The sequence below is a fragment of the Ferrovibrio sp. genome (assembly GCF_019636075.1).
In the GTDB taxonomy this organism is placed as follows: domain Bacteria; phylum Pseudomonadota; class Alphaproteobacteria; order Ferrovibrionales; family Ferrovibrionaceae; genus Ferrovibrio.
Map to the genome: position 1 here is coordinate 1 of NZ_JAHBYG010000048.1, position 13,825 is coordinate 13,825.

At 64.0% G+C, this 13,825-nt stretch carries 10 protein-coding genes; 7 read left to right on the top strand and 3 right to left on the bottom strand.

What is annotated here, in order from left to right; all coding sequences use genetic code 11:
• Positions 1–881, top strand: an 881-nt coding sequence (locus KF827_RS16690; protein ID WP_291007774.1) for an ABC transporter permease, incomplete at its 5' end; no start/stop codon positions are given.
• A gap of 8 nt (positions 882–889) precedes the next feature.
• Positions 890–2,374, top strand: coding sequence for an efflux transporter outer membrane subunit (locus KF827_RS16695; RefSeq protein WP_291007776.1), 1,485 nt, complete (start codon positions 890–892; stop codon positions 2,372–2,374).
• Positions 2,375–2,376: 2 nt separating this feature from the next.
• On the opposite strand, the gene KF827_RS16700 is transcribed toward KF827_RS16695, so the two are convergent.
• The gene (locus KF827_RS16700) at positions 2,377–2,706 is read right to left on the bottom strand and encodes a ferredoxin family 2Fe-2S iron-sulfur cluster binding protein (RefSeq protein ID WP_291007778.1); all 330 of its coding nucleotides are present in this window, start codon (positions 2,704–2,706) and stop codon (positions 2,377–2,379) included.
• A 27-nt stretch (positions 2,707–2,733) separates the two neighbouring features.
• On the bottom strand, positions 2,734–3,897 hold the full coding sequence (locus KF827_RS16705) for a cysteine desulfurase family protein (RefSeq protein ID WP_291007780.1): 1,164 nt from the start codon (positions 3,895–3,897) through the stop codon (positions 2,734–2,736).
• A 139-nt stretch (positions 3,898–4,036) separates the two neighbouring features.
• On the opposite strand from KF827_RS16705, the gene KF827_RS16710 reads away from it, so the two are divergent.
• Positions 4,037–4,699 carry an alpha/beta hydrolase gene (locus KF827_RS16710; protein WP_291007782.1) on the top strand — a complete coding sequence of 221 codons (663 nt, stop codon included), beginning with the start codon at positions 4,037–4,039 and terminating at the stop codon, positions 4,697–4,699.
• 13 nt (positions 4,700–4,712) lie between these two features.
• Here KF827_RS16710 and KF827_RS16715 read toward each other — a convergent pair whose 3' ends face one another.
• A complete protein-coding gene (locus KF827_RS16715; RefSeq protein ID WP_291007784.1) occupies positions 4,713–7,970 on the bottom strand; it encodes an AsmA-like C-terminal region-containing protein in 3,258 nt (1,085 codons plus the stop codon).
• Positions 7,971–8,299: 329 nt separating this feature from the next.
• On the opposite strand from KF827_RS16715, the gene KF827_RS16720 reads away from it, so the two are divergent.
• The 4 genes from KF827_RS16720 (at position 8,300) to KF827_RS16735 (ending at position 13,817) form a co-directional block, all read left to right on the top strand.
• Entirely contained in the window at positions 8,300–11,206 is a 2,907-nt protein-coding gene (locus tag KF827_RS16720) for a bifunctional [glutamine synthetase] adenylyltransferase/[glutamine synthetase]-adenylyl-L-tyrosine phosphorylase (protein WP_291007786.1), read from the top strand.
• A gap of 18 nt (positions 11,207–11,224) precedes the next feature.
• The gene (bcp, locus tag KF827_RS16725) at positions 11,225–11,731 is read left to right on the top strand and encodes a thioredoxin-dependent thiol peroxidase (RefSeq protein ID WP_291007788.1); all 507 of its coding nucleotides are present in this window, start codon (positions 11,225–11,227) and stop codon (positions 11,729–11,731) included.
• Between the two features lie 204 nt (positions 11,732–11,935).
• Positions 11,936–13,339 carry a M23 family metallopeptidase gene (locus KF827_RS16730; RefSeq protein WP_291007790.1) on the top strand — a complete coding sequence of 468 codons (1,404 nt, stop codon included), beginning with the start codon at positions 11,936–11,938 and terminating at the stop codon, positions 13,337–13,339.
• Positions 13,296–13,817 carry a polymer-forming cytoskeletal protein gene (locus KF827_RS16735; protein ID WP_291007792.1) on the top strand — a complete coding sequence of 174 codons (522 nt, stop codon included), beginning with the start codon at positions 13,296–13,298 and terminating at the stop codon, positions 13,815–13,817. The genes KF827_RS16730 and KF827_RS16735 overlap by 44 nt, the downstream gene beginning before the upstream one ends.
• Positions 13,818–13,825: the final 8 nt, after the last annotated feature.

Consider the following 13,825-nt stretch of genomic DNA (forward strand, 5'->3'; position numbering starts at 1 on the left):
CGGTAACCGCCCGCTATCGTAACAACGATTATCTCAGCCAGGCCAATGCGGCAGGCGCCGCCTTCACCCAGGCGCGCAACTGGGCCCTGACGGAAGGCGTGTTCTTCAGCGAAGAGGAGGTGCGCAGCTATGCCCCGGTGGCGGTGCTGGGGCAAACGGTTGTGAAAGCCTTGTTCAACAGCGACACCGATCCGCTGGGCGAGTTCATCCTGCTCAACAACATTCCCTTCCAGGTGATCGGCGTGCTGGAACCGAAAGGCGCTTCCGGCTTCGGTAACGACCAGGATGACGTGATCGTGGTGCCGCTATCCACCGGCATGCTGCGATTGTTCGGCCAGCGCTATGTGCGCAGCATCACCGTACAGGTGGATGATGTGAGCCGCATCGACGAAACCCAGGAAACCATCCGCCAGACCTTGATCCAGCGCCACCGCGCCGAGGATTTCCAGATCCGCAACATGGCGGCGATCCTGGAAACCGCCATGGCCACCCAGGATACCCTCACCTTGCTGCTGGGTTCGATTGCCATCATCTCGCTGCTGGTGGGCGGTATCGGCGTGATGAACATCATGCTGGTAAGCGTGACCGAACGCACCCGCGAGATCGGCGTGCGCATGGCCACAGGCGCGCGCAAGCTGGATATCCTGCTGCAATTCAATACCGAGGCCTTGGTGATCTGCATCCTGGGCGGCGCGCTCGGCGTGCTGATCGGCCTGGGCGCCACGGCCGCCTTCGCCGCCTTCGGCAAACCGGTGGCCTATAACCCCGAGCCTGTGCTGCTGGCGTTTGGCTGCGCCTTCGGCACCGGATTGCTGTTCGGCTATCTGCCCGCGCGCAAGGCCGCCAGCCTCGATCCCGTCGTTGCCCTCGCGTCCGAATGAGTCCGGTCATGTACACATCCGCCCAGTATCGTCCGCTTCTTGCCCTGCCCTTGCTGTTCGGCCTGGCCGCCTGCGATGTAAGCGAGCGTTTCACGCTGCCCAGCCTGAGCCTGCCGGCTGCCTGGGAAATCCGCTCAGCCGAGGCCGGCAGGGCCGCAACCAACAATGCCGGCAATGCGGTAACCAGTGCGGATACGGTCAGCGAGGCCTGGCCCGATCCCGATTGGTGGCGCGGGTTCGGCAGCCAGGAACTGGCCATGCTGATGCTGCAGGCGGAAGCCGGCAATCACGACCTGGCCGCCGCCGTGGCACGGATCGAACAGGCCGAAGCCTCGCTGCGCGTAGCCGGCGCTGCCTTGCTGCCCACATTGAGCGCCAGCGGCAACGCCGCGCGCAACTGGTCGCCGCCCGCAAGCAGCACCAGCGGCTCCGTCTCTACCCGCGTTCCCGAACGCAGCACGCGCAACAGTTTCAGCACTGGCCTCACCGCCGGCTATCAGGTGGATCTGTTCGGCGGCAACCGCGCCGGCAGCGAAGCCGCCGCCGCGCGGCTTTCGGCCAGCCGCTACGACCGCGAAACGGTGCGCCTCACCCTGCATGCCAACCTGGCCGCATCCTTCTTCCAGTTGCTGTCGTTGCGCGACCGCATCCGGTTGGCGGAAGACACCCTGCGCAACGCCGAGGATGTGCTCACCGTGTTGCAGCGCCAGCAGCAGCTTGGCGTGGCTTCCGATCTGGAAGTGGCGCAACAGCGCAACAGCGTGGCCAGCCAGCGCGCCACTCTGCCCGCCCTGCGCCAGAGCGAATACGAAACCCTCACCGCCATCGCCTTGCTGCTGGGCCGGCCGCCGCAGGGTTTCCGTGTGCAGACCCAAAGCCTGAACGATCTGGCGCTGCCGCCGGTGCGCGCCGGCCTGCCCTCGGGCCTGCTGGAACGCCGCCCCGATCTGCGCCAGGCCGAAGCCTCGCTTTATGCCGCCAACCGCGACCTTGCCGTTGCCAAGGCGGCACGCCTGCCCACATTGAGCCTCACCGCCAGCGGCAGCCTGCAGAGCAATGAATTGCGCAATCTGCTGGATCCGCAAAGCGCGCTGTATTCGCTGGCCAGCTCGATCCTGGCGCCGATCTTCCAGGGCGGACGCCTGGAAGCCCAGGAGGATTTGAGCCGCGCCCGCCTGCGCGAATTGGCAGAGACTTATGCCAAAACCGCCGTTACCGCGTTTGGCGATGTGGAAGACGCGCTGAATGCCAACAACAATGCCACCCAGCGCGCGAGCTTCGCCACCGAGGCCTACGACCAGGCGCAGGATGCCTATCGCATCGTGGATGCCCGTTTCCGCGCCGGCACCGTGCCCTTCATCAATCTGTTGGATTCACAACGCGCGGTGTTCCAGGCCAACGACACGCTGGTGCAGGCCCAGCTTGCGCGCTACACGGCGCTGGTCGATCTCTACAAGGCATTGGGCGGCGGCTGGCAGCAGACGCCTGAGTAAAATCAGCCCATCATGTTGCGGGTGCCGCTGGGCAGGCTGACGGTGAGGCCATCCAGCGCTTCCGTCATCAGCAATTGACAGCCCAGCCGCGATGTCTTGGTGAGGCCGAAGGCAAGATCCAGCATGTCTTCCTCGTCGGCCTTGGCCGCCGGCAGTTTGCCATACCAGGCCGGGTCGATCACCACATGGCAGGTGGAACAAGCCAGCGAACCCTCGCAGGCGCCTTCGATATCCACGCCATGCTTATGAGCGATTTCCAACACGCTCAGCCCCGCCGGCGCATCCACGGTCTTGCGGCTACCATCGGCGAGGATGAAGGTCATGCTGGGCATACTGGGGCGCTCCTGGTCTGGGATGTCTCATATAGTGCGCGGATGCTTGCGCCGCCAGAGTTTGAGCCAGGCTGCCGCCGCGCGTTCGGCATCCTCGGGCTTGCTGTCGCGGCCGAACGAGATGCGGATCGCCTGGCGCGCGGCAGCCTCATCCAGGCCCATCGCCACCAGCACATGGCTGGGTTTCATCTTGCCCGACGAACAGGCCGAGCCGGCCGAAACCGCGATACCTTCCAGATCGAATGCCATCACCTGCAACTCGGCTTCAACACCGGGCATGCCGATGCAGGATGTATTGGGCAGGCGGGGCGCGCTTTTGCCATAAATCGGCGTATCGGGCGCTTCGGCCAGGATCAGGCTTTCCAGCCGGTCGCGGATTTCGGCAACCGCGCCATAAGCGGTAAGATCAAGCCCGGCCGCGTAAGCGGCAAGATCAAACCGGGCCGCGTTGGCGGCGGCGCCGAAAGCCACGATGCCAGGCAGGTTTTCCGTGCCGGCGCGGCGGCCAAGTTCCTGCCCGCCGCCCTTCTGCCGCCCGGTCAACGGCATGTCGCCGCGCAGGATCAGCGCCCCTACACCCGTGGGCCCTCCCAACTTGTGGGCCGAGAGGCTGAGCATCTCCACCCCCAGGCGGGCGAAATCCAGCGGAATCTTGCCCGCGGCCTGCACGGCATCCACCAGCACCATGCCGCCCACCGCGCGCACCAGCGCCACGGCTTCGGCAAGGGGCTGGATCACCCCGGTTTCGTTATTGGCCGCCATCAGCGCCAGCAAAGCCGGGCGCGGCGCCTGTTCCAGCAGTATCGCCAGGGCAGCCAGGTCGATCCGGCCATCAGGCAGCGCCGGGCATGTGAAGACCGGACGGCCAGACTCGGCGAGCGCAGCCGCAGGGGCCAGCACCGAGTCGTGCTCCAGGGCCGATACAATAACGCTTGCAGAGGGCACCTGTAGCAACGCAAGGTTGTTTGCCTCGGTGCCGCCGGATGTGAACACCACCTCTGCCGGTTCTGCCCCAACCAGGGCCGCCACCTGGCCCCTGGCGGCCTGCATGCGAGCGCGGGCCGCACGCCCGAAACCGTGTACCGACGAAGGGTTAGCCGGTGTCCCAAGGCTTTCCAGCAGGGCCGCCTGGGCCTCCGGACGGATCGCCGTGGTGGCATTGTGATCGAGATACAAAGCGGCGCGAGCCATGACGAGTTATCCCCTAGCGGGCGTTTTTGCTTGAATTTCGCCGGGCGAAATATGGTAAAACCTGTCTGCGTTCAATCGCTTATTTCCGAGTGGCGCCTCATTTTGAGATATCTATGGCAGTGAATACAGATGATAGCCCATGCCTGATGTGATTTTCCCCGGCCCGGACGGTCGCCTGGAGGGTAAATACCTGCATGGCTCCGAAGTGAATGCGCCCATCGCCTTGATCCTGCATCCGCACCCGCAATATGGCGGGACGATGAACAACAAGGTGGTTTACAACCTGTTCCATGTGTTCGCCAAGCGCGGTTTTTCCGTCCTGCGGTTCAATTTCCGCGGGGTGGGCCGCAGCCAGGGCGTTTACGATCACGGCGTTGGCGAATTGTCGGATGCCGCATCGGCGCTGGATTGGTTGCAGGGCGTGAATGCCAATGCATCGGCGGTGTGGATCGCCGGCTTCTCGTTCGGCGCCTGGATCTCCATGCAATTGCTGATGCGGCGGCCGGAAATCGATGGCTTCATCTCGGTGGCGCCGCCGGCCAACATGTATGATTTCGGCTTTCTGGCGCCCTGCCCGTCTTCCGGCCTGATCATCCAGGGCACCGACGACAAGATCGTGCCGGAGAATGACACCGCCAAGCTGGCCCAGCGCCTGTCGCTGCAAAAGGGCATCAAGATCGACTACAAGAAGGTGCCCGGCGCCGATCACTTCTTTGAAGGCAAGCTGGATGAACTCACCAGCAATGTCGACAAATACGTGAAGGCCTCGATGGCTGCCGCCAAGGGCGCGCCGGCAAGCTGATCCAAACTTTCGGTTATGGCTGATGCTGTGCGGCCGGCGGCTCTGTCCGCGTGTGGTTCTGCTGCCCTGGACTTTGCGGGGCCGGGCTTTGCGGTGCCGGAGTTTGTGCCTGCGGAGCCTGGGTCGGCGCCTGGAAGATGCGGCGCAGAAAACCCGGCGCGATGGCCGAAAGCGGGTTCACCGTGAAATCGATAGCCTCGCGCGGCCCTGAGGCTGCGAAATTCACACCGATGATGCCCTCGCCCACGAACAAATCGCCCAGCAGCGGAATCCGCCCCAGAATGGTATTCAGCACAAAGGCCGGCACGGCGGTGCCGGTCACGTTCACATGATTGCGCGGCCGATCCACCGTGCCTTCCAGGGTGATGCCAAGCTGCGGCCCCTGGATGCGGCTGGGCTGGATGGTAAGCACGCCATGCACCTGGCGGAACGGAACGCTGGCGGTTTCGAACTGGATGCCTTCGCCCGATAGCAGGTTGGCCAGGCCGGTGAACGAACCGATGCCCAGCAGGCGGGCCAGGAAGGGCGCACGCACCGCCTTGAAATTGCGGGCGGTGAGCGTGCCGGTGAGCGGCCGGCCGGGTTGATCATCGGCATAGCTGCCATCTACTTCCATGGTGCCGCCATGGGTATTCTCGATGCCCAGGAACTGGAAGGCCGCTCCGGCATTGTCGGTGCGCAGCCGCAGCACGCGGCCCTGGGCTTTCCCGCCATCCTTGGGCGCGATCTGTACCGCCATGCTGCCGCCGCCCGGCTGCCCATCGGCGGGCAGGAAGGCCCCTGAAAGATCCAGCCGCTCCACGAAAAGTGGGCCGTTATTCAGATCGAGCGCAAAATTGCTGAGCAGCGTCTTGTCATCCAGCTTGGCGCGATCGAAGCGCAGGCGCAGATCGAGGCGCGGTTTGGGCGTTTCCGCCTTGCCAGGTTCGGCATCGGACTGGGCATCCTCCAGAAACCGTGCCAGATCGAAGCTACTGCCTTCGGCGGCCACGGCCATATCGCCATTGGCCGCACGCTTCACATGGCCGCTCAGCATGCCCTGCTTCACGGCCAGCGAGGCCAGCGTGATTTCCCAACTGTTGTCGTTGCCCAGGCTGGCACGGCCCTGGGCATCGAAATCCGGCGCACGCAGATGCAGCTTTTCGAAATCGATCGGCTGGCCGGCCCGCAGCCGCACGGTAAAATCCGCCGCGCCCGGCTTGTCGGCCGGTTTGGCATAATACAATTCATCCAGCTTCAGCGTGGCCGGTGCCAGATCCAGCTTGGCATGGATCACGGTGTCGCCGTTCCGCAAGGCTTCGATCTCGGCATCGGCCTGCAGCGGCCCGCCGATATAGGGCGCCAGTTCAAAACCCAGCGCACGGCGCCCGGCATCGTCGGGCCGCCCGCTGACGCGATAGCGCGCCGTCACCGGCAATTTGGCATCGAATTCCTGGCGCCAGAACAGGCTGGTGGGCACGGTGTTCAGCGTCGCCTCGCCTTCGGCTTCCAGGCCCTTGCCATCCACTTTCAGCTTGAGCCGGCCATCGGTGAGGTTGAAGCGATCGTACAAACCCGGCAGCGCCACATTGCTGAGATCGCCGATGGACGTGAATTTCACATCATCGAGCTTCAGATTGTTTTCCAGCGGGAAACGGAAGCTGGTGGTGACCCGCCCCTCGCCGGCCACGCTGGCTGGCACGATGCCCAACTGCGAGGGATAGCCCAGCGGCTTGCGGTCGATCAATTCCAGCATATCGGTATTGCGGCCATCGGCGGTGATGGTGATATCGGCGAATTGATCACGATCCTGCAGGCCGGTGATCAACAGCTTGCCGCCGCTGGCATTCAACGGGCCCACCTTCGCGCTATCCATGGTCAGCGAAAAAGTATCGGCATCCAGCCGCGCCTTGCCGCGCCCATTGGTCAGCTTGGTAAGCGGCGGAAAATAATCGGTGGAAAGACCGGCGAAATCGAAATTCAGCACCAGCGCCTCGCGCGGCAGGCGGCGCTTGCCTTCCAGCATGTCGGGGCTGATCTCGGCGGCGAAATCCGCTTCGGTCACATAGCCGTCGCGCACCCGTGCCGTCACCCATTCGCGGGCATTCTTGGCCATGTCGCGCGGCCAATAGCGCCGCAATGCATCGGTGGGCAGGTCCAGGAACTTGCCCTTCACCTCGATACCGAAACGGCCCGGCGCCGGCTGGCGCAGCCAGCCTTTCATCGACAGCGACAGCTTGTCGCCGAAATGCGCTTCCAGCGCTTCCACGCGCAACGCCTCGATGGTGCCGTCGGCGGTGGTTTCCAGCCGGCCGCTGGCCTTGGCTTCCTGCAGGCTCAGCACCTCGATGAACAGATCGCGCTGATCTATGTGGCCCGCACCCGCCGCCAGATCGAAACGCAGATCGCCCAGCGAACCGCGTTCATCCAGGGTGAAATCCAGCCGGCCGGAGAGCGGCATATGCAATGCACTCAACGGCGCCAGGATCGGCGCCAGGTCGGCGAAGTCTGCCGGCTCCACGCCCTCGAACCGCGCCTGCCCCATGGTGGTGCGCCGCAGCGCGCTGTATTCGGCATTCACATCCAGCGCCATGCGCTTGCCGCGCCAATCCAGATCGCCCGAGAATACGGCGCTCACCGCATTGTCGCCGCGCTCGAGATTCAGCACCGCGCGCGGCGCCAGCCAACGCTGGCCAAGCTTGCGGTCGATGATCACAAGGCGATCGATCTCAAGACTCACCGCATCCAACTGGCCCAGCGGATCGGACAGATCGGTGGGCCCCGACAATTGATTGAACAAGGCGGCAAACAGCAAGGCAGAGGCATCGCCCGTTGCCGGCGCGGCGGCTGCGTCCGCCTGGTTATGGCCCTGGTTATGGGCTTCGCTTTCGGCCTGGCCATCGGCCTGAGGCTCGGCACCGCCCACCAGGAAGCGGCCATCCACTTCGCGCACCAGCCGCGCCTGCACTCCGGCCACGCGGATATAACGCGGCGCCAGCACACCGCGCAGCAGCGAAGCGCCGCTCAGCGCGATGTCCAGTTCCGGCACGCGGATGTTGAGGTCGGCATTATCGCGCCGCACGCGGGCATTCAACACGCGCAGGCGCAAGGCGCGGTCGGTGTCGCTCCAGGCCAGCACCACATCCTCGGCTTCCATATTCATGCCGAGATCGGACAGCACCAGGCTTTCGGCTACATAGGGCGCCAGAAAACTCAGCGAGATCGGCTCGTTGGCCAGGCGCCACAGCAACAGGGCTGCCAGAACCACCAAGGTGATCAGCAGGCTAGCCATCAGCCTGAGAAAACGCCTACTCCAAAGCAGCACCGTGGTTCTTCCTCAAATCTGCAAAGCCGGCCCCGATGCCGCCCGAAAGCCGGCGGATCGGAATGCCAAGCGAAAAGCGTTCAAAGCACCGGCTTGACCCATCCGCCATTCTAGCCGACTTTGCCGGACCAGACGAGGGGCGCCGGATCGCAAGCGGCCCCGCCGGGAGGGGTTAAGTGCCTGTAAAACGTTCAACAAAATCCGCCGTTTCCCAAGCTGCCAAAACCGCCAGACGCCCGAAAGCTGCCGCCGCGCCCGGGCTGTGGGACAAAGCGCCGCCCGCTCACAATCCCGCGATGCTGGCTCGCGGCCACGAGGATTGGCAGGACAGTCTGGCCGAATTGCGGCAGACCGATGCCAAGCTGGCCAAATCACTCACGGCCGAAGCAGCGAAATCCGGCGCTCAAAAACTGCTGCCCGCCCTGTTTGGCAACAGCCCCTACCTCACCCAGCTTGCCTGCGCCGAGCCCGCCGCGATGCTGCGGCTGTTGCAGCAGGGGCCGGATGCCGCCATAGCCGAGGCCGAGGCCGCGTTAAACGCCGCCGCCAAGGCAGCCGAACAACCCGAAGACCTGATGCAGCCGCTGCGGCAGGCCAAGCGCCGCTTCGCGCTGATCATCGCCTGTGCCGATATCGCCGAACTCTGGCCGCTGGAGCGCGTGACCGGCGCCTTAAGCGCCTTCGCCAGCCGCGCTACCGATATTGCCATGGCCGCATTGCTGCGCGAAGCCACCGGGCGCGGCGAAATCGTGTTACCTCATCCGGACGAGCCCTGCAAAGGCTCGGGCTTCGTGGCGCTGGGCATGGGCAAACTGGGCGCCCATGAACTGAATTATTCCAGCGATATCGATCTGATCATGCTGTTCGATCAGGAGGTGGTGCATTACACCGGCCGCAAATCCGCGCTGGAATGTTTCGTGCGCCTCACCCAGGGCCTGGTGAAGCTGCTGAGCGAACGTACAGCCGATGGCTATGTGTTCCGCACCGATCTGCGGCTGCGGCCCGATCCGGGTTCCACGCCGGTTGTGTTGTCGATGGCGGCAGCCGAAACCTATTACGAAAGCTTCGGCCAGAATTGGGAACGCGCGGCGATGATCAAGGCCCGCCCGATCGCCGGCGATATCGAGGCCGGCACTGGGTTCCTGGCCCGCCTCACGCCCTATGTGTGGCGCAAGAACCTGGATTTCGCCGCCATCGAGGATATCCATTCGATCAAGCGGCAGATCCATGCCCATCGCGGCCATGCCGAGATCGCGGTGGAAGGCCATAACCTGAAGCTTGGCCGGGGCGGCATCCGCGAAGTGGAATTCTTCGCCCAGACCCAGCAATTGATCGCCGGTGGGCGCGATAGCCGCCTGCGCGCCCCGGCCACCATTGCCGCGCTGAACGCGCTGGTGGCCACCGGGCGGCTGGAACAGGCGGTGTGCGATGCGTTGACCGAGGATTACATCTATCTGCGCAAGGTGGAGCATCGCCTGCAGATGGTGAACGACGAACAGACCCATACCCTGCCCGATAATGCCGCCGGCATCGCCGCCATCGCCGCCTTCCTGGGCGAGCCGAGCGCCGATGCCTTCCGCAAGAAATTGCTGGCCACCCTCACCCGGGTGAAAACCGATTACGACCAGTTGTTTGCCGAAGCGCCCAATCTGGGCAGCAGCCAGGGCAGCCTGGTCTTCACCGGCGCCGACGACGATCCGGATACGCTGGCCACGCTCACGCGGCTGGGTTTTACCGCGCCGCCCGAGATTGCGGCGATGATCCGGGGCTGGCATTTCGGCCGCTATCGCGCCATGCGCTCGGAGCGCGCGCGCGAAAAGCTTACCGCCATCATGCCCAATCTGCTGGAAGCCTTTTCGCGCACCGGCAGCCCGGATACCGCGATCCAGTTCTTCGACCGCTTCCTGGCCCGCCTGCCGGCCGGCGTGCAGCTTTTCTCGCTGCTGCAAAGCAATCCGCTGGTGCTGGATATCATGGCCGAATTGCTGGCAGCCGCGCCGCATCTGGCGGATACGCTGGCTGACAATCCCGCACTGTTCGACAGCCTGCTGGAATATGCCAGCACCCCGCCCGATTACGCACCCGAGCGACTGCAGGCCAGCCTGGCGCGCCAGCTTGGTTCGGCACGGGATTTCCAGGATGTGCTGGACTGGACCCGGCGCTGGACGAATGAATTACGCCTGCAGATCGGCATCGGGCTGTTGCGCGGCAATCTCGATGGCGAAACCGCCGGCCAGCATCTCAGCCATGTGGCCGATACCGTGCTGGTGGAATTGTTCCGCCATGTGCATGCCGAATTCGCCCAGGCCCATGGCCATGTGCCGGGCGAGAAGATTGCGTTGCTGGGCATGGGGCGGCTCGGCAGCCGGCAATTGACGCTGGATTCCGATCTCGACCTGATCCTGCTTTATGAACATGGCGCCAAGGCCGAACAATCCGATGGCACGCGGCCGCTTTCGCCCAATCTATATTTCACCCGGCTGTGCCAGCGCTTCATCAACGCCATCACGGCGATGACCGGCGAAGGCCGGTTGTTCGAAGTGGATATGCGCCTGCGGCCCTCGGGCAATGCCGGGCCGATCGCCAGCACGCTGGATGGCTTTGCCGCTTATCAGCGCGAAGAAGCCTGGGCCTGGGAGCATATGGCCCTCACCCGCGCCCGCGTGGTGTTCGGCCCCACCGCTTTCGCCAAGAAGATCGAGGCGCTGCGCCTGAGCATTCTTTCCGCGCCGCGCGATGCCGCCAAGCTGCTGCATGACGTGGCCGACATGCGTCAACGCCTGCTTTCCGCCAAGCCGGGCAACAGCCCCTGGGCATTGAAGCAATGGCGCGGCGGTTTGGTGGACCTGGAATTCATTGCGCAATATCTGCAACTGCGCCATGGCAACAAACATCCGGCGGTGCTGGACCCCAATCCGCTGGCAGCCCTGGCCTTGCTGGCGAAAGCCAAATGCCTGCCGCAGGCACAGGCCGGCAAGCTGATCCATGCCGGCCGCATGATGGGCAGTCTGCTGGCCGCCGCACGCTTGGCCGGCGAGGCCGCCGAAAAGCCCGAGCAATGGCCGCCTGCCCTGGCGCGCCGCCTGCCCGGTCTGTTCGGCGCCGAGGATCTGGCTGCATTGACGGCGCAATTACAGGCGGCGCAGCAGGATGTGCTTGCGGCTTTCATCGCCTTGATCGAAACTCCCGCCGCGGCGAAGTAGCAGCGCAAGGAAGCCATCATGACCAAGAAACCCGTTTCCAAGGAATCCGCCTCGAAAGATGCCGGCCTGCAGCCCGGCGACAAGGCCCCGGCGTTTTCGTTGCCCGGCGATGGCGGCGAGAAGATTTCGCTCAGCGCGCTGAAGGGCAAGAATGTCGTGCTCTACTTCTATCCGAAAGACGACACGTCCGGCTGCACCAAGGAAGCCATCGACTTCTCGGCTGCCAAGGCGAAGTTCGAAAAACTCAACACCGTGGTGATCGGTTGCTCGCGCGACAGCGTGGCCTCGCACGACAAATTCAAGCTCAAACACAAGCTCCGAATCGCGCTTGCGGCCGATGAGGAAGGCGCGGTTTGCGCCGCTTACGGGGTCTGGGTGGAAAAAAGTTTGTATGGCCGCAAGTATATGGGCATCGAACGGACGACATTTTTTATCGACGAGAAGGGTGTAATCAAACAGGTCTGGCGCAAGGTAAAGGTGCCGGGGCACGCGGATGCCGTGCTGACCGCAATTCGCGACGCCTGAAATCAAACGCTTGCGACCGTTATCCACACCTTGTGGATAACTCTGCTGGCTGTAAAAGCGCAGTGTCAGAAAGCGTTTAAATTCAATTAGCAACAGAAACCGCCTTGCATTAACCAAGACATTTGCGCCCTAATCTCCCTGGTCAAAAAACATGGTTTGAATGGGGGACCGGTGGGTCGACGCACGGCACGGCAGTGGCGGGAGTTGCGCGAGACGTTGTTTCCGGAGCGGCAGATCATTTTCCGCAGCCGGGGCGACGTGCGCTATGTATCGCTTGGCACCGGCACGCAGATCGTGCTGGCCTGCACCGTGCTGTTTGCCGCTGGCTGGATCGGCTATGCCTCGGTGAACGCGCTTTACCGCGACCGCTTGCTGGAAGCCCGCGATCTGCGCATCGCCGAACTCAGCGCCGCCTATGACGAACTGAAGCGCCACAACAGCGCCACCGAACAGCGGCTGCTGGTGGAAACCCGCGATCTCGAATTGCGCTACGAGCAATTGCTGGCACAGAACCAGGCTGCCCTGCGCGCCACGGAAGCCGCCAACACAGCCAATGCAAAAGCCAATGGCAAGGCCCAGGCCCAGGCCCAGGCCCAGGCTCAGGCTGCCGCCAACACAGCACAACAACTCTCGCCGCAAGCCCTGGCCAATACCGCCCTGGCCAATGCCGCACCGCCGCCCCTGCCCATCAGCAAACCCAGCCTGGACAAGCTGATCGGCAAGAGCGACGAAGGCAACGCGCCGGGCAGCATCGAAGACCTGGAAGCCATGCTGCGCGCCAGCCGCGAGAAGCCTGGCGCCACCGGCACGCCGAAAGCCGGCGAGATCGAGGCCCGCATCCTGGCGCTACGTCCCAAGCCGCGCGAACTGGCCGACGAAATCCAGCCGCGTGGCGGCAATGGCGTCGCCGCACTGGAAAAGGCTTTGCGCGGCATCGGCGTCGATGTGGAAATGCTGCTCAACCGCCATGCCGATGCGCGCGCCGAAGTGGGCGTGGGCGGCCCGCTGCGCAGCCTGGGCGAGGATGGCAGCCGCGTCGCGGCGCTGGGTAATTCACCGGCCCTGGCCACCACAACGGCTTCTCTTGCCACGCCTGCGGGCGTGACGCCGGAAAACAACGCCCGCTCCTCGCGCTGGACGGACCTGCTGTCGCTGGCGCACCGCCTGCCGCTGACATTGCCGATGCAGCCGGGCGATTCAGAATTGTCCAGCGGTTTCGGCCGTCGGCTCGATCCCTTCACCAAGCAATGGGCTTTCCATGCCGGGCTGGACATGATCGGTCCGCGTCAGGCGCCGATTTACAGTTCGGCGCCTGGTGTGGTGGTGTTTGCCGGGCGTAAAGGCCCCTATGGCCGTGCTGTCGAGATCGATCATGGCCTCGGCATCAAGACCCGCTATGCACATCTCAGCGCGATCAATGTACAATTGGGTGAAACCGTTACGCTGAACAAGCGGATCGGCGCAATGGGCTCCACCGGCCGCTCCACCGGCCAGCATTTGCATTACGAAATTCTTCTCGACGACGAACCCGTCGATCCGGCTAAATTCATCGAGGCAGGCTACCATGTTTTCAAACAGCAAGAAGACACCTCCGCCGTCCGCCAATAAGGCGCCGCCCTCGCTGCTCAGCGCGGGGCTGACGGTGAATGGCGACCTGCACAGCGAAGGCGAAGTGCAGATCGATTGCCAGGTGAATGGCGACGTGACCGCCATGCGCCTTGCCATCGGCGAGAATGCCAGGGTGGTGGGCGAAGTGGTGGCCGATCATGTGCTGATCCGCGGCGAAGTGACCGGCCGCATCCGCGCCAAGTCGGTGGAACTGGACAAGACCGCCCGGGTGCGCGGCGATATCTGGCATGAATTGCTGTCGATTGCCGCCGGCGCCAAGATCGAAGGCCTGTGCAAATTCGCCGAGAACCCGCGCGAGGCCGCGGCCAAGTTCAGCGTGGTCACCGCCATCACCAATAACGGCGCCGCCACCAATGGCTCCAGCGCGAATGGCAGTAGCGAGGCGAAGGCCGACAAGGCCGAAAGCAAACTGGCCAAGAGCGACCACAAGGCGGAAGCCCTGCGCGCCACGTCATAAGCCTTAGG